The sequence below is a fragment of the Bacillus sp. Cr_A10 genome (assembly GCF_029222665.1).
GTDB lineage: Bacteria > Bacillota > Bacilli > Bacillales_A > Planococcaceae > Psychrobacillus.
Genome location: NZ_JARHXR010000009.1, coordinates 85327 through 104253 on the forward strand (window position 1 = coordinate 85327; position 18927 = coordinate 104253).

General features: G+C 35.2%; 20 protein-coding genes. 18 read left to right on the forward strand and 2 right to left on the reverse strand.

Annotation, left to right across the window (positions count from 1 at the left end):
- The first annotated feature begins 66 nt into the window (after positions 1-66).
- The 12 genes from P2Q73_RS07340 to P2Q73_RS07395 all read left to right on the forward strand — a co-directional run bounded on the left by P2Q73_RS07340 (position 67) and on the right by P2Q73_RS07395 (position 9473).
- On the forward strand, positions 67-849 hold the full coding sequence (locus P2Q73_RS07340) for a phosphatidylserine decarboxylase (RefSeq protein ID WP_056831614.1): 783 nt from the start codon (positions 67-69) through the stop codon (positions 847-849).
- A gap of 37 nt (positions 850-886) precedes the next feature.
- On the forward strand, positions 887-1408 hold the full coding sequence (locus P2Q73_RS07345) for a YqeG family HAD IIIA-type phosphatase (protein WP_056831616.1): 522 nt from the start codon (positions 887-889) through the stop codon (positions 1406-1408).
- On the forward strand, positions 1405-2508 hold the full coding sequence (gene yqeH / locus P2Q73_RS07350) for a ribosome biogenesis GTPase YqeH (protein WP_056831618.1): 1104 nt from the start codon (positions 1405-1407) through the stop codon (positions 2506-2508). Before P2Q73_RS07345 ends, yqeH begins: the two co-directional genes overlap by 4 nt.
- A gap of 13 nt (positions 2509-2521) precedes the next feature.
- Entirely contained in the window at positions 2522-3352 is an 831-nt protein-coding gene (gene aroE, locus P2Q73_RS07355; RefSeq protein WP_275785338.1) for a shikimate dehydrogenase, read from the forward strand.
- A complete protein-coding gene (gene yhbY / locus P2Q73_RS07360; protein WP_053588818.1) occupies positions 3339-3644 on the forward strand; it encodes a ribosome assembly RNA-binding protein YhbY in 306 nt (101 codons plus the stop codon). Before aroE ends, yhbY begins: the two co-directional genes overlap by 14 nt.
- Complete coding sequence (locus P2Q73_RS07365) at positions 3641-4216, forward strand: nicotinate-nucleotide adenylyltransferase (RefSeq protein ID WP_275785341.1); 576 nt, start codon at positions 3641-3643, stop codon at positions 4214-4216. The genes yhbY and P2Q73_RS07365 overlap by 4 nt, the downstream gene beginning before the upstream one ends.
- Positions 4203-4769 (forward strand): bis(5'-nucleosyl)-tetraphosphatase (symmetrical) YqeK, encoded by a 567-nt coding sequence (gene yqeK / locus P2Q73_RS07370; protein WP_275785343.1) that lies wholly within the window; start codon positions 4203-4205, stop codon positions 4767-4769. The genes P2Q73_RS07365 and yqeK overlap by 14 nt, the downstream gene beginning before the upstream one ends.
- 4 nt (positions 4770-4773) lie before the next feature.
- Positions 4774-5124 (forward strand): ribosome silencing factor, encoded by a 351-nt coding sequence (rsfS, locus tag P2Q73_RS07375; RefSeq protein ID WP_053588821.1) that lies wholly within the window; start codon positions 4774-4776, stop codon positions 5122-5124.
- A complete protein-coding gene (locus tag P2Q73_RS07380) occupies positions 5124-5861 on the forward strand; it encodes a class I SAM-dependent DNA methyltransferase (protein WP_275785348.1) in 738 nt (245 codons plus the stop codon). Before rsfS ends, P2Q73_RS07380 begins: the two co-directional genes overlap by 1 nt.
- A gap of 71 nt (positions 5862-5932) precedes the next feature.
- A complete protein-coding gene (locus P2Q73_RS07385) occupies positions 5933-6553 on the forward strand; it encodes a helix-hairpin-helix domain-containing protein (protein WP_275785351.1) in 621 nt (206 codons plus the stop codon).
- 74 nt (positions 6554-6627) lie between these two features.
- A complete protein-coding gene (locus tag P2Q73_RS07390) occupies positions 6628-7191 on the forward strand; it encodes a ComE operon protein 2 (RefSeq protein ID WP_053588824.1) in 564 nt (187 codons plus the stop codon).
- Between the two features lie 140 nt (positions 7192-7331).
- The gene (locus P2Q73_RS07395; RefSeq protein ID WP_275787394.1) at positions 7332-9473 is read left to right on the forward strand and encodes a DNA internalization-related competence protein ComEC/Rec2; all 2142 of its coding nucleotides are present in this window, start codon (positions 7332-7334) and stop codon (positions 9471-9473) included.
- 730 nt (positions 9474-10203) lie between these two features.
- Here P2Q73_RS07395 and P2Q73_RS07400 read toward each other — a convergent pair.
- On the reverse strand, positions 10204-10338 hold the full coding sequence (locus P2Q73_RS07400) for a YqzM family protein (protein ID WP_082355158.1): 135 nt from the start codon (positions 10336-10338) through the stop codon (positions 10204-10206).
- 155 nt (positions 10339-10493) lie between these two features.
- Between P2Q73_RS07400 and holA the strand changes: the two genes are divergently transcribed.
- Positions 10494-11498 (forward strand): DNA polymerase III subunit delta, encoded by a 1005-nt coding sequence (holA, locus tag P2Q73_RS07405; protein ID WP_275785356.1) that lies wholly within the window; start codon positions 10494-10496, stop codon positions 11496-11498.
- 41 nt (positions 11499-11539) lie between these two features.
- Here holA and rpsT read toward each other — a convergent pair whose 3' ends face one another.
- Positions 11540-11788, reverse strand: coding sequence for a 30S ribosomal protein S20 (rpsT, locus tag P2Q73_RS07410; RefSeq protein WP_053588826.1), 249 nt, complete (start codon positions 11786-11788; stop codon positions 11540-11542).
- A gap of 161 nt (positions 11789-11949) precedes the next feature.
- Here rpsT and gpr point away from each other — a divergent pair, with 161 nt between their 5' ends.
- The 5 genes from gpr (at position 11950) to hrcA (ending at position 18926) form a co-directional block, all read left to right on the forward strand.
- Entirely contained in the window at positions 11950-12966 is a 1017-nt protein-coding gene (gene gpr / locus P2Q73_RS07415; protein WP_275785360.1) for a GPR endopeptidase, read from the forward strand.
- A gap of 102 nt (positions 12967-13068) precedes the next feature.
- Positions 13069-13863 (forward strand): stage II sporulation protein P, encoded by a 795-nt coding sequence (spoIIP, locus tag P2Q73_RS07420; RefSeq protein WP_053588828.1) that lies wholly within the window; start codon positions 13069-13071, stop codon positions 13861-13863.
- A gap of 240 nt (positions 13864-14103) precedes the next feature.
- Positions 14104-15933 carry a translation elongation factor 4 gene (gene lepA, locus P2Q73_RS07425; protein WP_053588829.1) on the forward strand — a complete coding sequence of 610 codons (1830 nt, stop codon included), beginning with the start codon at positions 14104-14106 and terminating at the stop codon, positions 15931-15933.
- A 725-nt stretch (positions 15934-16658) separates the two neighbouring features.
- Positions 16659-17792, forward strand: a complete 1134-nt coding sequence (gene hemW / locus P2Q73_RS07430; protein WP_275785366.1) for a radical SAM family heme chaperone HemW — start codon at positions 16659-16661, stop codon at positions 17790-17792.
- A 96-nt stretch (positions 17793-17888) separates the two neighbouring features.
- Positions 17889-18926, forward strand: a complete 1038-nt coding sequence (hrcA, locus tag P2Q73_RS07435; RefSeq protein WP_275785369.1) for a heat-inducible transcriptional repressor HrcA — start codon at positions 17889-17891, stop codon at positions 18924-18926.
- Position 18927: the final 1 nt, after the last annotated feature.

Genomic DNA, 18927 nt, shown 5'->3' on the forward strand with positions numbered 1-18927 from the left:
TAATATATTTGTTCATTATACTTCGGATAAGAAAAAATTGTAAGAGTTTTTCAAAGGGAGACAAAAATGAAAGAGAAAATATACCAATCGATGATTGAGTTAACAAATGGAAAATGGTCTTCGGTCATCCTTAAAGGGTTTGCCCAATCCAAACTTAGTAAAAGGCTCATACCATCTTATATTAAATATTTTAATATATCAATTCAAGAAATAACTAGTAAGATGGATGATTTTTCTTCATTACATGATTTTTTTATTCGTCATGTGAAGGATGAATCTAGACCTATCATGAGCACTGAAAATGCGATTATAAGCCCTGTTGACGCTACAGTAGAAAAAATAGGAGATATAACAGCTGATGGAGTATTCCATGTTAAAGGAAAAACTTATTCTCTTCACAATATGTTAGGAACAGAGAAAATAGCAGAAGAGTATGTGAATGGAAAATATATTGTATTATATTTGAGTCCGGCAGAATATCATCGTATCCATGCGCCTGTAAATGGGAAAGTACTTCGCCAGTATGTTCTTGGAAAAAAATCATACCCAGTAAACAAGTGGGGACTTATGTATGGCAAAAATACAATTAGCGGAAACTATCGTTTACTAACTGAGTTAGAAATGCCAAATAATAAAAAATGTTTTTTTATTAAAGTAGGGGCTATGTTTGTGAATTCAATTGAATTGACAAATAAAACTAAAGAATGGTCAAAGGGAGAAGAAGTGGGATATTTTTCTTTTGGTTCTACGGTTGTAATGTTCTTTTCAGAAGAAAGTATTGAATTTGCAACGACGATTCGTGAAGGTCATTTTATACGAATGGGTGAGTTAGTAGCAAATATGCTATAATCGATAAAGAAAATGCATCGAATTGGAGTGTTCTTAGTTGTATCAAAATTTTATACCGAGTGAATTTGTAAGAAGCGTCTTCCATATTAAGCCTGAGTTGCTAAAGGAAAAGGGTATTAGAGGCATAATTACAGATTTAGATAACACATTAGTAGAATGGGATCGTCCAGATGCTACACCTAAACTAATTGAATGGTTTGCAAGCATGAAGGCTGCTGGTATTCAAGTGACAATTGTATCTAATAATAATGAGCTGCGAGTTCAATCTTTCGCGGATCCGCTTGGAATTCCCTTTATATATAAAGCAAGAAAACCATTTGGGAAAGCTTTTCAGCTAGCATTGAAAATAATGTCTGTAAAAAAAGAAGAAGTAGTAGTTATAGGCGATCAACTATTAACGGACGTATTTGGTGGAAACAGACAAAAGCTACATACTATATTAGTTATTCCTGTAGCAAAATCGGATGGTTTCTTTACGAAATTTAACCGTTTAGTGGAGCGAAGAATTTTTCGTTATTTGGATAAAAAAGGACAAGTTACATGGGAGGAAGAAGAGTGACAGAAACACCAAAATGTATCGGTTGTGGTACAACTATTCAAACAGAAAACATTGGGGATCCTGGTTATGCACCTGCATCTTCGTTAGAAAAAGATTTTATCATTTGTCAGCGTTGTTTTCGTCTAAAAAACTACAATGAATTACAGCCAGTTTCTTTGACGGATGATGATTTTTTAAAAATATTAAACGGTCTGGGTAAACAAAAAGGATTAATCGTTAAAATAGTAGACATATTTGATTTTAATGGTAGCTGGCTTCCAGGATTACATCGCTTTGTAGGAAATAATCCAATTCTATTAATAGCAAACAAAGCTGATTTGCTACCTAAATCAGTAAAGAAAAATAAAGTGATAAATTGGATGAAGCAAGAATCGAAGAAGTTGGGACTTTCTCCAATCGATGTACTTTTTGTTAGTGCGCATAAAGGGACTGGAATGACCGAAGCAATCGAAGCAATTGAACATTACCGTAAAGGGGAAAATGTATATGTTGTCGGTTGTACAAATGTTGGGAAGTCAACCTTTATAAACAGAATCATTAAACATGCAACGGGTGAAGATGCAGTTATTACAACTTCTCATTTTCCTGGGACTACACTGGATATGATAGAGATTCCTTTAGACGATTCAAAAGCTTTATTTGATACGCCCGGGATTATTAATCACCACCAGATGGCGCATTATTTAGATCCGACTGAACTTAAATTTATTACTCCTAAGAAAGAAATAAAACCGAAAGTATTCCAATTGAATAGTGAACAAACATTATTTTTAGGTGGCTTATCTCGTTTTGATTTTATTAAGGGTGATAGATCTGCTTTTACATGTCATATTGCTAATGATATTCCGATACATCGCACAAAATTGGAAAATGCGGATAATTTATATAAAGAGCATAAAGGAAAGTTATTGTCTCCTCCATCCGAGCAATTTGCGGACAAGCTACCTCCATTGGTAAGACATGAATTTAAAATCAAGGATGCGAAAACAGATATTGTTTTTTCTGGTTTAGGATGGATAACGGTACAACATGGCGACGCTATTGTAGCGGCCCATGCTCCAGCTGGTGTAGAAGTTTCAATCCGTCCATCGCTTATTTAGGAGTGTAAACACAATGAAAAAATGGTTTGCAGTTATAGGGAATCCTATTTCTCACTCTCTATCCCCATTTATGCATGAAAAATGGCTTAGCGAGCTGGAGATAGACGCTTCTTATATACCTATTCATGTCGAAGAAGACAACTTAGAAGAAGCAATAATGGGGCTAAAGCTTCTTGGTTGTAGTGGATGGAATGTGACAGTTCCTTATAAGGAAGCGATTATTCCATTTCTAGATGATATTGATGAATCTGCAAAGGGTATAGGAGCGGTTAACACTGTAGTGAAAACAAAAGATAATCGATTTATTGGTTATAATACAGATGGTTTTGGATTTATTAAATCACTTGGTCCCATTAATTTGGAGGACAACATTTTAATTATTGGTGCTGGAGGGGCTGCTAGAGGTATTGTAAATGCATTAAAACAAGGTGGATTTACTAATATTACAATAGCGAACAGAACAGCTAAGAATGCAGAAAAAATGATCCATGACTTACAAATTGGTCATTTCATCACCTTAAACGAAGCGGAAGCACAATTGAATTCATTTGATATAGTTGTACAAACAACTCCGCAAGGGATGAAAAATCAAGCAAATACATTACCAATACAACTAAATAAATTAAAAGAGCATGCAATTGTTGCGGATATTGTATATAATCCTTTAGTTACTCCTTTTTTAGAGGAAGCAACAAAATATAACGCTAGAACTATTAATGGGTTAGGAATGCTCGTACATCAGGGTGCAATCGCGTTCTCTTATTGGAATGGTGTATATCCAAAGTCAGAAGATATGATAGATCGTTTAACAGAAAATTTAGGAGGAAATTATGTTAACAGGTAAACAAAAAAGATTTTTACGAAGTGAAGCACACCATTTATCACCTATTTTCCAAGTAGGAAAAGGCGGAGTAAATGAGGCAATGATAAAACAAATCGGGGAAGCACTAGAAGTTCGCGAATTGATTAAAATTAGTATTTTACAAAACTGTGAAGACGAAAAGCATGAAGTAGCAGAAGCACTAGCAAAAGGTGCAAATGCAGAATTAGTGCAATTAATCGGCTTAACAGTTGTATTATACAAACCTTCTAAGAACAATAAGCGAATCGAGCTTCCAAAAGCGAGTCGTGCATGAGTAAAAAAGTAGGAATTTTAGGTGGTACCTTTAATCCTCCACATATGGGTCATTTAATCATTGCGAACGAAGTGTTACATGCGTTGAACTTAGATGAAATACGTTTCATGCCAAATGCTACCCCACCACATAAAAAGAAAGATGAACACGTTTCAGAAGCTAATCGACTGAAGATGGTAAAACTAGCAATAAAGGATATGCCAAAAATGAATGTAGAAACAATTGAATTAGAACGTGGTGGTACTTCCTATACGTTTGATACAATGGAGCTTTTGCAAGAAAGAGAGCCATCGACTACATTCATTTTCATTATTGGTGGAGATCAAGTTGAATATTTACCGAAATGGCACCGTGTAGAAGAGTTAGTAAAAAAAGTGCAAATTGTAGGAGTACCTAGACCAAATACTACATTTGAAACTGCATATCCTATTATTAAATTGGATATCCCACAAATCGAATTATCTTCCACGATTGTAAGGAATCGTCTACAGAATGGAAAAACAACGAAGTTTCTCCTTCCAGAATCTGTTAAAGATTTCATTCAAAGGGAGAAGTTATATGAAGAACGTTGATCTACTAGAAAAGATTAAAGATCGTATGCCTCCTAAACGTTTTGAACATACAAAAGGTGTAGCTAAAACGGCAATACATTTAGCAGAAAAATACGGGGAAGATAAAGAAAAAGCAGAAATAGCTGGGATCTTACACGACGTAGTAAAATTTGCGGATAAAGATTGGTTGAAACAGAATATCTTATCTGAACATCTGGACCCGATGCTATTAACGTTTCATCATGAACTATGGCATGGTCCTGTTGGAAGTATCGTAGCGAAAAAAGAATTTTTTATTGAAGACGAAGACATACTTCATGCTATACGCTTTCATACTACGGGTAGAGCAGGTATGTCCAATTTGGAAAAAATTATTTATATAGCAGATATGATTGAACCAAGTCGAAGTTTCCCAGGCATTGAAGTCTTACGTGATAAGGCAGAAATTGATTTAGAAGATGCCATGATCAGTTGTGTGACACATAGTATAAAATTTTTAATTGAAAAAAAACAACCGGTTTATCCGGATTCATTTCATTGTTACAATGATTTGTTAAATAGAAAGGAAAAGTGAAGGAATGAATTCTTCAAAATTACTAGAAATTGCTTATAAAGCAGCAGACGACAAACGTGCAGATGATATTGTCGTACTGAATATGCAAGGGATATCTTTACTTGCAGATTATTTTTTGATTTGCCACGCAAGTTCTGATCGTCAAGTCCAAGCAATTGCAAAAGAACTTTCAGAACAAGCAGCTGTAGCTGGGTTTAATGTAAAACGTTTAGAAGGTTTTGATGAAGCACGTTGGATTTTAGTTGATATGGGAGACGTTGTTGCCCATGTGTTCCATAAAGATGAGCGTACTTATTACAATTTAGAGCGTCTTTGGGGAGATGCACCATTGATTGAAGTAGGGCTTGATGCATAATGGCTATGTACGATCAGTTTGCATTTATATATGATCGATTGATGTCAGATATACCTTATGCAAAGTATGCGGAATGGGTGCAAACAAAAGCACCCCATTCTGCAGGGAAAAAACTGGTTGATATTGGATGTGGTACAGGAGTATTAAGCGTCCAATTTGCAAAAGCAGGATATGATGTAATTGGTGTAGATTTGTCAGAATCGATGCTGACAGTTGCTCAAAATCGTAGTTTGGATAATAATGTCCAAGTCTCTTTTATTTGTCAGTCTATGTCTGAAATGGATGGTTTCGAAGGTATAGATGTTGCAGTGATCGCTATTGATTCTATAAATTATTTAGAGAAACTGGATGAAGTGAAACAAACTTTTCAACATATTTACCACTCCTTGGAAGAAGGTGGACAACTATTTTTCGATGTCCATTCACTATTCAAAATGGATGAAATATATCCGAATGGCCCATTTACATATGAGGATGAGCAAGTGGCATATATTTGGAATACTGAAATTGGCGAAGAGAGTCATTCTATTTATCATGATATTACATTTTTTGTTCGTGACGAGGCTGGTTATTACGAACGATTTGAAGAGTCACATTACCAACGAACCTTTCCGGTTGAAACATATATAAACCTATTAAAAGAAATTGGTTTTTCTTCCATTTCTAACTCCACTTCTATATTTGGAGAACAATCTCAAGATGAGATTGAAAGATTCTTTATCCACGCTGTAAAATAAGTCTTTCATTTAAGAGGTAAATTTAGTATAGTTTGGGTAACTCCATATAATTTACCTCTTCCTATGAGAGGATGATATTTCTGATACTTTCTATTTTTCAGAAAAACAAGAAAAAACTGTTGCTCCCAACTTCAGTTGCATTAGCATTCCTTTTTTTTATCATTCAATCCCACTTTAACTCCGCTAATTCCACAGCGGATTCAATTCAACCTATCCCTATAAATGAAGCAATTCAACCACAAGAATCACCCATTGAGTTCTTAGAGGACAATCGAATATTTGTCGAAGTAAAAGGAGCAGTCAATATGCCTGGTGTATATGAACTAGCCCCTGAGGATCGCGTATTAAATGCAATTGAGCTTGCAGGAGGTTATTTGCCAACAAGTGATAGTAAAGGTATTAATCATGCGCAAAAAGTAGAAGACGAGATGGTTATCTATGTTCCGATAGAAGGCGAAGAAGTAGAATCTCTCTTGAGTTCTTCTGGTGAATCCTCTAACCTTGTAAACATAAATACAGCAGAGATAGCTTTACTCACTACGTTACCAGGTATAGGACCAGCAAAAGCAGAAGCGATAATAGCTTATCGAAATGAACAAGGAATCTTTAAAGAAACCGCAGATTTAATGAAGGTAACCGGTATCGGTACTAAAACGTTTGAAAAATTAGAGTCTTTAATAACTATAAAGTAAATATTTGTGTTGTTGACGTGTGATTGGACAAACTACTAAACTAGAGGAAGTATTAATATTTAGGAGGTAGTTATATGGAGCGTATTACATGGGACCAATTTTTCATGGCACAAAGCCATTTACTTGCTTTAAGAAGTACATGTACACGGTTAGGAGTAGGAGCAACAATTGTTCGAGATCGTCGAATTATGGCAGGAGGCTATAATGGCTCGATTTCAGGAGGAGACCATTGTATCGATCACGGTTGTTATGTAGTTGATAATCATTGTGTTCGGACTATTCATGCAGAGATGAATGCTCTTTTGCAATGTTCTAAGTATGGTATTTCGGTAAATGGGGCAGATTTATATGTTACTCATTTTCCTTGCCTACCTTGTACGAAATCTATCATTCAGGCTGGAGTTTCTCGTCTTTACTATGCACAGGATTATAAAAATAACCAATATGCAGTAGAGCTTCTAGAGCAATCCGGTGTACAAATCATCCATGTGCCATTTGATGATCGAAAAATCGACTTCTTAAGTGATGAAAAAGTTGAATTATACATGGAACTTCTTACAAAACTTCGTGAGAAAGGAGCGAGTAAAGAAGAATTGGTACCTTATGAAACGAAGGTGGCAGAGTTATTCGGTCTTTAAATATTAAAGGAAATATTATTTATATAGCCTTATCAGTAGTTGTTGCTTCCATAGCAGCGTATGAATCGATAAGGCTTTTGTTTTTATTAGTACTGATCGTATTTTGGCTACTATATAAAGGAAAACAATTATTGTTAATTGTGCTGGTTGTCATTTTTGGTAGTTCTTCCTACATGTACTTTACTTACAGCATTCCAGCACCTTCTGAAAATGTTGCTGTGAATAAAATTACCTGGACAGATAGCTACAGGATCAACGGTAGCTATTTACGAGGATTTGCCATTGGAGATGATCAACAAAAGTGGTATGTTCAATTAAAAATTAAATCAGAACAACAAAAAAACGTATTCTTAAACGATTCGATTGCTGGTAAAAGTTTTCTAATTGAGTCGCAAGAAATTTTAAAAGCCCCTTTATCTCATATGTATGCTTTTGATATGGAAGCATATTTAAAAAGTAATGGAGCTGTCGGACAAATAGAGGTACAGAAATATCAGCTTGTAGGAAATGAGAAAAGCTTTGTCAGTTTTATGGCGGAAAAAAGATTTGATATGAAACAACATATTCAGTCGACATTTCCATCCTCATTACAATCTGAAGCGGAAGCATTGCTAATCGGAAGTCGTGAACAAATGCCAACAGATTTACAAGTGGCCTATCAAACCTTGGGTATAACACATCTTTTTGCTATCTCAGGACTTCATGTTGCACTAATAACCCTCATTTTGTACGAACTACTTATTCGCATTGGAGTTAGAAAAGAATCCGCAAGTTGGCTGTTAATTTTAGTGCTTCCTATTTATGCATTGTTAGCTGGAGGGGCACCATCTGTATGGAGATCTGTTTCCGTAACTGAAATAGTATTAATAAGTATGGCATATAGGAAAAAAATTGCTATGGATGATGCTTTTTCGTTAAGTATTATCGGATTTGTATTCATTAGCCCTTGGATTGTATATCAAATTGGTTTCCAATTATCATACTTAGCTGCTTTTTCACTAATCTATTCTTCTGTACTTTTAAATAGTAGCTCCTCTTATTTAAAGCAATCATTCATGATTACAGCTGTATGTCAATTAATCGTTTATCCTATTCTACTTTATCATTTTTACGAAGTATCGATATCTTCCTTTTTAGCAAATCTCCTTTTTGTACCTTTATTTTCTTTTCTCATTCTACCAATAAATATCTTCCTCTTATTTTTAACCTATCTCTCAACTTCTATTAGTGGGTTTATGTTTTCAATGTACGAGCCTATTCGTGTTAAGTTGGAAACATTCATCTTATATATTGGTCATCTGCCATTCCAATTATGGAATCCAATGAAGCCTTCACTACCAATCGTGTTTTTTGCTTATTTAACTGTGTTTTTCTTTTTTGTTTGCTTGGAAAAGAGAAAGAGAATAATTATTGCAACAATTACACTACTTATTCCGATAGTTTTTATGCATATCAAACCATATTTGAATTCGTCCACATGGATTAGCTTTCTTAATGTTGGACAAGGGGATTGTATTATTATTGAAATGCCCTACAGAAAAGAAGTGATCATGATTGACACAGGAGGACTGTTAAGGTTCGAACAGGATTCCTGGAAAGAAACTGATGAAAAATATGAGGTTGGGAGACAAATTGTTGTACCTTTTTTAAAAGGGAGAGGAATAACAAAGATTGACACTCTCGTTATAACGCATGCAGATACAGATCACATGGAAGGTGCTGAGGAAGTCTTAGAAGAAATAAAAATAGAACAAGTTCATATTACCCCTGATTCCACTCAAAAAGAAGTGATGAATGATTTAATAAAGGAAATAAGGAAACAAAATATACCTGTGCTTGAAAAGATTGCAGGTGATCACATAAAGTCTAAATATTTTCAACTTCAATATATTTATCCGTTTGATAATATGTATGAGGGAAATAATGACTCACTCGTATTGTCTATGAAAAATGCCTATTTTCATGGATTGTTTATGGGTGATTTAGAGAAGGAGGGGGAAGAGGAGCTGATTTCAAGCTATGCAAGCGCAATTAAACAGCTTACTTTATTAAAATTAGGACATCATGGAAGCAAAACATCTAGTATTGAATCTTTCTTAGAGCTGACTGAACCTGACATCTCCATAATCTCAGCTGGATATAATAATCGTTATGGACATCCCCATCCAGAAGTAGTAGAGAGATTAAACAGGTTAAATCTACCTTATTTACAAACTGGAAAGGATGGGACGATTCAAGTAGAAATTAAAAAGAATGGAGAAATAATGATTTTTACACCATAAAAGAAAAAGAGTTTTGTGAAATAAGTCCCTAAATGAAAGACGGCGACTCTCTTGAAGGAAAACGAGACAGTCACAGCCCCGCACGTAGCTTAGCAAGGGCACTGAAAAAGTCTATAGAATTTGACTTTACTAAATAATGACGTCCAATAAATAAGAAAATTGTTGAAACGGCTCCCTTTCCGCGGGCGTTGCCTTAGCCTCCTTGGCCAACACGATGTTGGTCATGCAATCGTTGCCGCAAAAGTTCTTTTGCGACGAGCTTTGCGCAGGAGCAGGATGCGGCGAACTTAGATTGCCTTCCCCTCAATGCGGGGTCTTCGGCAAACGCTATTCCCGCAGGAGTGTCGCCTTTTTCAACAATTTTCTATAAATACTAATTTATAAAATTTAAGTGATGAAAACATGCTCTATTAATGGTATGACGTTTTTCTAATTGAAAAGCGGATAATAGTTGATTAGAGTGGAAGGCGGCGACTCCAGCCGGAATAGCAAATGTTTTCTGCACCGAAAGCGAAGCGGCAGGTGCATGAACTGAAGACCTTGGACTGAGCGTAGCGAAATTAATTTTTGCGACGAGCTCGCGCAGGAGCGAGGGAAGCGGCTGAAGCCATGCCGGCGGAAAGCGTCCGCCTGGAAAGAAAATCTATCGCACTTTTTAATAGAAGTACGAAGAAAGAGGCTGCCCTTAGAAGTCATTTTTTATGACTTGCAGGACAGCCCCTTCTCTGTTTTATCGAGCGATAAACTCAATAATTACTGCGATAGCGAACATTATTGTAAAAAATCCAAAGGAGACTACGAAACCTACGCCTGAGTCGATAGCGTCGTTACGTTTCGACTGTACATTTTGTTCAAACTGATTCATTGATACCCCTCCTATTTCCACCTAATTATAAAGTATTATATATAAAAAATCTACATGGAAACGGTCAATTTTCTATTCACTACTATAATGTCACAAATTATTCATTTATTCTACTGTATAATAAGATTATTAAAGTTAAACAAGGGGATTTATAAATGATTTCAGAAAAATGGATGCAAATAGCAAATAATAAAATAGCAGATGTTTATTTATTATATGGAACGGAAGCCTATTTTATCGAAGAAACATTAAAAAAACTTAAGAGACAATTAAGTGAAAGTGGAGAAGTAGAAGTTATAAATTTTGATCTGGAAGAAAACAATATAGAAGAAGTTATTTATGAAGCAGATACTATTCCTTTTTTCTCTGATCGTAAATTAGTAATTGCAAAAAATGCCTTCTTTTTGAAAGCTGCTGAAAAAGGGAAAGAGAAAATTGTCCATGATACAGTAGTATTAGAAAAATGGGTTCAAAGTCCATCTCCAACTTCAGTTACGGTTTTTATTGCGCCTTATGAAAAACTTGATGAAAGAAAAAAAATAACAAAAGCGATGAAACAACATGCTGAAGTAATTGAAGCTTCTAGTTTACAAGCTCATGACTTAAAAGGTTGGATTTTGCATGAGGTTTCTAATCTTGGGAAAACAATCTCCGATGAGGCAGTAGAAGGTTTAATAGAAATCGGAGGAACAAATTTAGTTAATTTACAAACAGAATTAATGAAAATTACGACTTACTTAGGGGAACAGGAAGAAATTGATATTAATACGGTGAAGTTGCTTCTCGTTAGAACATTAGAACAAGATGTTTTTTCTTTAGGAAATGCCTATTTAACGGGAAACAAAGGGGAAGCAATCGAAATATATCATGACTTATTAAAACGAAAAGAAGACCCACTTAAGCTAAATGCTTTAATAGCGACTCAGGTACGTTTAATGATACAGGTAGGACACTTAAAGAAAAGAGGATATCATGCACAACAAATTGCAAATCAACTAAAAGTACACCCTTATCGAGTGAAGTTATTATTTGATAATCCTAATCTACAAAATGAAAAAAAATTGCTTTCAACTTTAAATGATCTTGCAACAGTGGACTTGCAACTAAAAACATTAAATATTAATCGAGATAGAATTTTAGAAATGTTTTTGATGAAATAAAAAAGAAAGACTGGCCGATGAATCGGATCCAGTCTTTTTACTTACGCTTTTTTCATTAATTGAGCTTTCTTGCGAGTAGCTGCGTTTTTATGAATTAAACCTTTAGAAGCTGCTTTTTCAACTTGTTGAATTGCAGTTTTAATAAGTTCTTTTGCGTTTTCGTCGTTATTAAGTGCAGCAGTGTCAGCTTTTTTTACAGCAGTACGCATAGCTGATTTTGCTTTTGCATTTTGAGCGTTTAACGTCTCGTTTTTCTTAACACGTTTAATAGCAGATTTAATATTTGGCATACCTTTCACCTCCTAATAAGGTCTGAGATGATACTTTTATGTGTTGAAAACTGTCTAATACAACAAGCATTATTTTAACAAACGAAAAAACAAATTGCAATATATAAATGCAAAGAATATTTACTTGACACATCGTACAAACTATTTAGGAGGTGATTTATATGTGGGGAAGAACAGATCTTTTAGATGAAACGGAAGAAATGGTACAACACAAAACGAAAACTCAAAAAGAGACATTAAGTAACTCAGAAGGAATAAAGTTTGACGAAAGTCGAAGCGGCGCAGTCTTAATAACTTCAATAGAAGTAAATGAACAAGGTGAGAAAAAAATAGGCAAGAAAAAAGGTAAATATATTACGCTTACAGATCTGACGGTGAATCCAGAAGTTGAGGAAAGTTTTGAAGCCTTGGAAAAAATGTTCTTAGAGAAGCTTGACGAGATGCATCAAGGATTAAATTTATCAAATTCTTCTAAAGTGTTAATAATTGGACTAGGAAATTCTACAATAACTCCAGATGCTATTGGACCAAAGGCAATTGAATACTTACAAGGTTCCTCTCTATCCCAAAAATCAGAAAACGTAAAGGTAGTAATGTATGCTCCAGGAGTAACTGGTCAGACAGGTTTTGAGACAAGTGACTTTATAGAAGCTATTAGCAAAGCATTTCAGCCGGATTTGATAATTGTGATAGATGCACTTGCAGCAAGAAATAGTGAACGACTTTGCAAAACGATACAGCTGACGAATACAGGTATTCATCCTGGATCGGGAGTCGGTAATCAACGAAAAGAAGTATCAGAAGAAGTTTATGGTGTTCCTGTAACTGCAATTGGGATACCAATGGTGGTCGATGGTCCAGTCTTATATGCAGATGCGATGGAAAATGTTATACATTATATTGCATCTAAAGTAGAGGAAAAAAGTAGACCTTCCTCAGCACTTGCTGTTACCCCTATGGTGTCTAACAAAAAATCGACTCTTGATAAAACGGTTTTACAACCGATATTTGGAGAATGGGTGACATGGTCAACGGATGAAAAAAGAAAATTGTTTGAAGAAGTGTTCGTAGGAAAAAATTCTTCTTTATTTGTGACTCCGAAAGAGACGGACGCATGGGTTGAGCAGTACGCTTATTTATTATCTAATGGAATTGAAAATTGGATTTCAAGCAGATAATTAGCGCGACTTTTATTCTTAAGGAATCTTCTTAATTACAGTTGCATAGTAGTTCTAAAAATACTCTCCTCAACATACGATTGTTTGAGGAGAGTGGAAATTATGGCTAATTCCCTTAAGAATTTAACAAGCATTTTAATACTATTATTTTTAGCTCCCATTGTGATCGCTACAATCCAAACACCTCTTGTTACGCAACAACCCGAAGAAAAGAAAAAAGAGGAAACACCAATTGTCTATGCGGCACAGCTGGAATCACCACCAATTGTTTCAGAAATTACTGATCCTAAAAAAGCATTTGTGTATTTTACTCATTACCAAGAAGCATACCAGCCTATACTTGCGGCAAAAGGAGAGAAGGTTTCAGTTTATCATCCTGAAAGTAATATAACTACCTTTCAAGAACAACTCACAGCTCAATTTGCATTCCACCAAGTAGAATCAGAGTTTTTGGATGACTATAATAAGCAAGAAATAAAAGACTATCATACGATTCGCCCATTTGTTCAAAATGCTTTAGCTCATAATAAGTATGATATTATTCTTGATATTCACAGAGACTCAATGAAAGCGAATGTAACGACTCTTAAGGTCGGCGAAGAAAGCTATGCTAAATTTATTTTTGTAATTGGAGCGGAGCATGACAACTACCGATGGAATGAGCAGTTAGCTAATAATCTCTCTGATCAATTAAATAAATTAGTTCCTGGAATATCACGAGGGGTTTTGGTTAAATCAGGGAAGGGTGTAGATGGCGTTTACAACCAAGACCTTGCCAAAAATCTTCTTGTGGTTGAACTTGGAGGCGTCGATAATAATGAACAAGAAATTAATCGTTCTATCGCTATATTAGCGAAAGCTATTTCTAATATGTTTTACGAACCGATAGCATCTTAAAGTACCAAGAGATTGAGCTTATAGCTTAATCTCTTTTTTACTTGATTGTTTTACTAACAGCTTTTTGATAAGATTATATTCTGGCAAAAATAATTTTAAAGGTAACATATCCATCGAATTTTTACTTTGGAAAGTTTACATACAAGAAATACATAATTATTTAACAGACATATTTGTAATTCGTTACGAAAAAGGTTTTGTCTGTTATAATTCTTAGTAGTTTAATTAGGAGTGAACAAGATGAATCATGAACAGAGAATGGATCGACAAAAAAAGATTCGTAACTTTTCGATTATAGCCCATATTGACCACGGAAAATCAACTTTGGCAGATCGTATTTTAGAAAAGACACAAACTTTAACTTCACGCGAGATGAAAGACCAGTTACTCGATTCCATGGATTTGGAGCGTGAAAGAGGTATAACGATTAAATTGAATGCGGTGCAACTGACATACAATGCAAAAGATGGAGAAGAATATATATTTCATCTAATTGATACACCAGGACATGTCGATTTCACATACGAGGTTTCTAGAAGCTTAGCTGCTTGTGAAGGAGCCATCTTAGTTGTGGACGCAGCTCAAGGTATCGAAGCACAAACTCTTGCAAATGTGTATCTAGCATTAGACAATGATTTAGAGATTCTACCGGTTATCAATAAAATCGATTTACCTGCTGCTGATCCTGAGCGTGTTAGAAATGAAGTTGAAGAAGTTATTGGATTAGATGCATCCGAAGCTGTTCTAGCTTCTGCTAAAGCAGGGATAGGTATAGAAGATATTCTGGAGCAAATAGTAGAAAAAGTGCCAGCACCATCTGGAGATCCTGCAGCCCCATTAAAAGCGCTTATTTTTGACTCGTTATTCGACCCTTATCGCGGTGTAATTGTTTATATTCGTATTATGGAAGGTACTGTAAAACCAGGAGATACGATAAAAATGATGTCTTCTGGTAAAGAATTCGAAGTAGTTGAAACAGGGGTTTTTACACCAAAATCTACTATGCGTTCAGAGTTGACTGTTGGGGACGTAGGTTTCTTAACAGCGTCCATGAAACATGTTGGCGATTCAAGTGTAGGGGATACAATCACTTTAGCTTCGAACCCTGCTTCTGAACCACTTGCTGGATATCGAAAAATGAATCCGATGGTTTTCTGTGGTTTATACCCAATTGATAACGCAAAATATGTTGATTTACGGGATGCCCTAGAAAAATTACAACTTAATGACTCAGCTTTAGAGTTTGAACCAGAAACTTCACAAGCACTTGGATTTGGATATCGTTGTGGATTCTTAGGACTGCTTCATATGGAAATTATTCAAGAACGTATTGAGCGTGAATTTAAAATAGATTTAATCACGACAGCACCTAGTGTTATTTACGATGTTAAGTTGACCAATGGAGAAACGATTAAAGTAGACAACCCATCTATGATGCCAGATGTCCAAAAAGTAGATACAATTGAAGAACCATACGTTAAAGCTTCTATTATGGTACCTGAAGATTATGTGGGATCTGTAATGGAGTTATGTCAACGAAAACGTGGGAATTTTATCACGATGGATTTCTTATCTAAAGCTCGGGTTAATATTATTTATGAAATTCCTTTATCTGAGATTGTATACGATTTCTTTGATGCTTTAAAATCAAGTACAAAGGGTTATGCATCTTTTGATTATGAACTGATTGGATACAAAGAATCTAAACTAGTTAAAATGGACATTCTTTTAAATAGCGAGAAAGTCGACGCATTAAGTTTTATCGTTCATAAAGATTTTGCTTATGAACGTGGAAAAGTAATTGTTGAAAAGTTAAAAGCGCTTATTCCTAGACAACAGTTTGAGGTTCCAGTTCAGGCAGCGATTGGTCAAAAGATTGTTGCACGTTCAACGATCAAATCAATCGGCAAAAACGTTTTAGCAAAATGTTATGGTGGAGATATCTCACGTAAACGAAAACTTCTTGAGAAACAAAAAGAAGGTAAAAAACGTATGAAACAAGTAGGTTCAGTAGAAGTACCACAAGAAGCATTTATGGCTGTTCTGAAGATGGATGAGCCTAATAAGTAATTGATTAAAGGGATAAGAATAAAATTCATTTGAAATTAATATTTTTCAACGAACTTGCCACCGTTTGTATTTTTCGGTGGCAAGTTTTTTTCATTTTATAAACATATGCATTGAAAAAAGGACCTAATTAGGTTCATTCGGACTGTAGACAAACTCTAAGGTTTTTGAGTTTATCTATAGTCTTTTTTCTTTTAAAATAAAAAATGTCATAAATAGTAATAGGATTTCCGCTCCGGGCGGACGCTTTCCGCGGGCTGGGCCGAGCCGCTTCCTTTGCTCCTGCGCCAGCTCGTCGCAAAATTAATTTCGCAAAGCTCAGTCCAGGGTCTCGCTGTCCCGCTTTTCCCGCTGGAGTCGCCGCCTCCGCTAGGGATCTAATTAAAAACACACAATACTTGAGTAGTGATTGATTATGATGTTAATAGTTGGAGATGCTGATGATTAACCAACTAGTTCCAAATACGATCGTCCCAGTGTCGACCAAGTAATCTTATTTAAGATGACATTCATTCAATATGTGTTCATGAACCATTCCATGCGCTAAACGAACATGACGTGTCGCTAGTTCTTACGGTTTGTTAGATTTAATAAAATACGATACAATACAATATGAAAGTGCTCGTCTATGAAGCATTTATGGCTTTTTTAAATGGACTAGCCAAATAAATACCAAAGGTAAGGAGGCTTTTGCCTCCTTTTTCCTTTTATAGAAAGTGGTGTATCCTATGGTACGTGGCGTTTATCTCCACATTCCTTTCTGTCATCAGATATGCAATTATTGCGATTTTAATAAATTTTTCTTTCATAACCAACCAGTAGATGAATACATCGAATCCATAGGTAAAGAAATGCACTTATGGGAAGAACAATTAAATGGATCCCAAATTGAAACTATTTTTATTGGGGGAGGAACTCCGACCTCTTTATCTGAATCTCAATTAGAGCGATTATTTACTTTCATCCATCAATACATTCCAATGGATGGAGTAATTGAATTTACTTCAGAAGCTAATCCTGATGAATTAACTTTTGAGAAAATGCAACTTATGCGACAGTTTGGAGTAAATAGATTAAGTATGGGTGTCCAAACGTTTGATCAAGAATTATTGAAGGTCCTTGGAAGAACTCATTCTAACGAACATGTCTATGAAGTAATAGAAAATGCAAAGAAAATTGATTTTCCGTCTATTAGTATTGATTTGATGTATGGATTGCCAAATCAAACAATGGAGCAATGGCAGAATTCACTGCAACTGGCAAACAGCCTTAACATTCCACATATTTCGGCCTATTCTTTATTGGTAGAGCCTAAAACGATTTTTTATAACTTGATGTCAAAAGGCAAACTTTCATTACCAGGAGAAGACCTGGAAGCAAAAATGTATGGGTATTTGTTGGATGAAATGACGAAACAAGGGTATAACCAATATGAGATTAGTAATTTTGCGAAGGAAGGAAAAGAATCTAAGCATAATTTGATTTACTGGGATAATGATGAATACATTGGGCTTGGAGCAGGAGCACATGGTTATGCAAATAGCATTCGGTACTCTAACCACGGTCCACTAAAAAAATATATAAATATGATCGAACAAAATGAAAAACCTATCATGATGCAAAAAGAAGTAACTTCTATCGAAAAGATGGAAGAGGAAATGTTTTTAGGTTTACGAAAAAATGCTGGAGTTTCGATAGATAGATTTAAACATCGATATAGTCAATCAATTCAAAAGGTATATGGAAAAGAAATAGAGGAACTAAAACAAAAAGGATTCATCATTATTGAAAATGGTCATGTGAAATTAACACGACGTGGACGATTTGTTGGAAATGAAGTATTTCAATATTTTCTTCAATAAACCAAATCATATTCATTGACAGTTTTCTTTAGATTTGATACCTTTTATATGAGTATTAGCACTCTCATAGAACGAGTGCTAACAGAGGTGATAATCATGCTAACTAATCGGCAATTATTAATATTGCAAGTAACGGTAGATGATTTTATTGAAACCGCTCAACCAGTTGGATCTCGTCAGATTTCGAAAAAGGAGGAAGTTCCATATAGTCCTGCTACTATTCGAAATGATATGGCAGATCTTGAAGATATGGGATATTTAGAAAAAACACATACTTCGTCTGGTCGTGTACCGTCAGAAAAAGGGTACCGTTACTATGTAGACAATATGTTAACTCCACAACGAGTTTCGAAAGATGAGATTAAGCAAATTCGTTCGGTCTTTGAAGAAAGAATGGTGGAGACGGAGCAAATCATTCGGAAGTCAGCAAATATCTTGTCTGAACTGACGAATTACACCTCCATATTATTAGGGTTGGATGTTCGAAAGCATCGAGTAAAACGCTTTTCAATTGTGCCACTTTCAGAAGATTCGGCTGTTGCCATTATCGTCACAGATAGCGGACACGTTGAAAATCGAGTATTTTCTATTCCTGAAAGCTATAATACATCGGACATTGAACGAATGGTTAATTTGTTAAATGACAGCTTAATAGGAGTACATGTACATGAAGTTCCTATGAAATTAGAGGCTGTTACAAGCACGTTATTAAAACAAAGAGTCGGGCATTTTAACAATCTCCTTAGTTCATTGAACAAAGCGATGACGATAGAGCAGAAGGATAAAGTATACTACGGTGGAAAAATGCAACTGTTAAATCAACCAGAATTTAATGATTTAGAAAAAGCACGTAGTATAATGTACTTGATGGATCATGTAAACCAAATACCTAGTATTTTTCCTGTTGATAAAAAAGGAATTCAGATAAGAATAGGATCTGAAAATAATCACCTCGCAATGGAGGACTGTAGCGTTATAACAGCTTCCTATGGAATAGGAGATGAACAGATGGGATCAATCGCAATTATTGGTCCTACACGGATGGATTATAAGCGTGTAGTTTCTTTACTGGATGTAATGAGTACTGATTTATCAAGAGAACTATCTAGAATATTACGTGGTCATCATGGATAAG

Coding starts and splice junctions, on each gene's coding strand:
- yqeK (WP_275785343.1), top strand. CDS start 4,203: ATGAAGAACGTTGATCTACTAGAAAAGATTAAAGATCGTATGCCTCCT.
- holA (WP_275785356.1), top strand. CDS start 10,494: ATGATTTCAGAAAAATGGATGCAAATAGCAAATAATAAAATAGCAGAT.
- P2Q73_RS07365 (WP_275785341.1), top strand. CDS start 3,641: ATGAGTAAAAAAGTAGGAATTTTAGGTGGTACCTTTAATCCTCCACAT.
- P2Q73_RS07340 (WP_056831614.1), top strand. CDS start 67: ATGAAAGAGAAAATATACCAATCGATGATTGAGTTAACAAATGGAAAA.
- rpsT (WP_053588826.1), bottom strand. CDS start 11,788: ATGCCAAATATTAAATCTGCTATTAAACGTGTTAAGAAAAACGAGACG.
- P2Q73_RS07390 (WP_053588824.1), top strand. CDS start 6,628: ATGGAGCGTATTACATGGGACCAATTTTTCATGGCACAAAGCCATTTA.
- hrcA (WP_275785369.1), top strand. CDS start 17,889: ATGCTAACTAATCGGCAATTATTAATATTGCAAGTAACGGTAGATGAT.
- yhbY (WP_053588818.1), top strand. CDS start 3,339: ATGTTAACAGGTAAACAAAAAAGATTTTTACGAAGTGAAGCACACCAT.
- gpr (WP_275785360.1), top strand. CDS start 11,950: ATGTGGGGAAGAACAGATCTTTTAGATGAAACGGAAGAAATGGTACAA.
- rsfS (WP_053588821.1), top strand. CDS start 4,774: ATGAATTCTTCAAAATTACTAGAAATTGCTTATAAAGCAGCAGACGAC.
- P2Q73_RS07400 (WP_082355158.1), bottom strand. CDS start 10,338: ATGAATCAGTTTGAACAAAATGTACAGTCGAAACGTAACGACGCTATC.
- P2Q73_RS07385 (WP_275785351.1), top strand. CDS start 5,933: ATGATATTTCTGATACTTTCTATTTTTCAGAAAAACAAGAAAAAACTG.
- hemW (WP_275785366.1), top strand. CDS start 16,659: ATGGTACGTGGCGTTTATCTCCACATTCCTTTCTGTCATCAGATATGC.
- aroE (WP_275785338.1), top strand. CDS start 2,522: ATGAAAAAATGGTTTGCAGTTATAGGGAATCCTATTTCTCACTCTCTA.
- spoIIP (WP_053588828.1), top strand. CDS start 13,069: ATGGCTAATTCCCTTAAGAATTTAACAAGCATTTTAATACTATTATTT.
- P2Q73_RS07380 (WP_275785348.1), top strand. CDS start 5,124: ATGGCTATGTACGATCAGTTTGCATTTATATATGATCGATTGATGTCA.
- lepA (WP_053588829.1), top strand. CDS start 14,104: ATGAATCATGAACAGAGAATGGATCGACAAAAAAAGATTCGTAACTTT.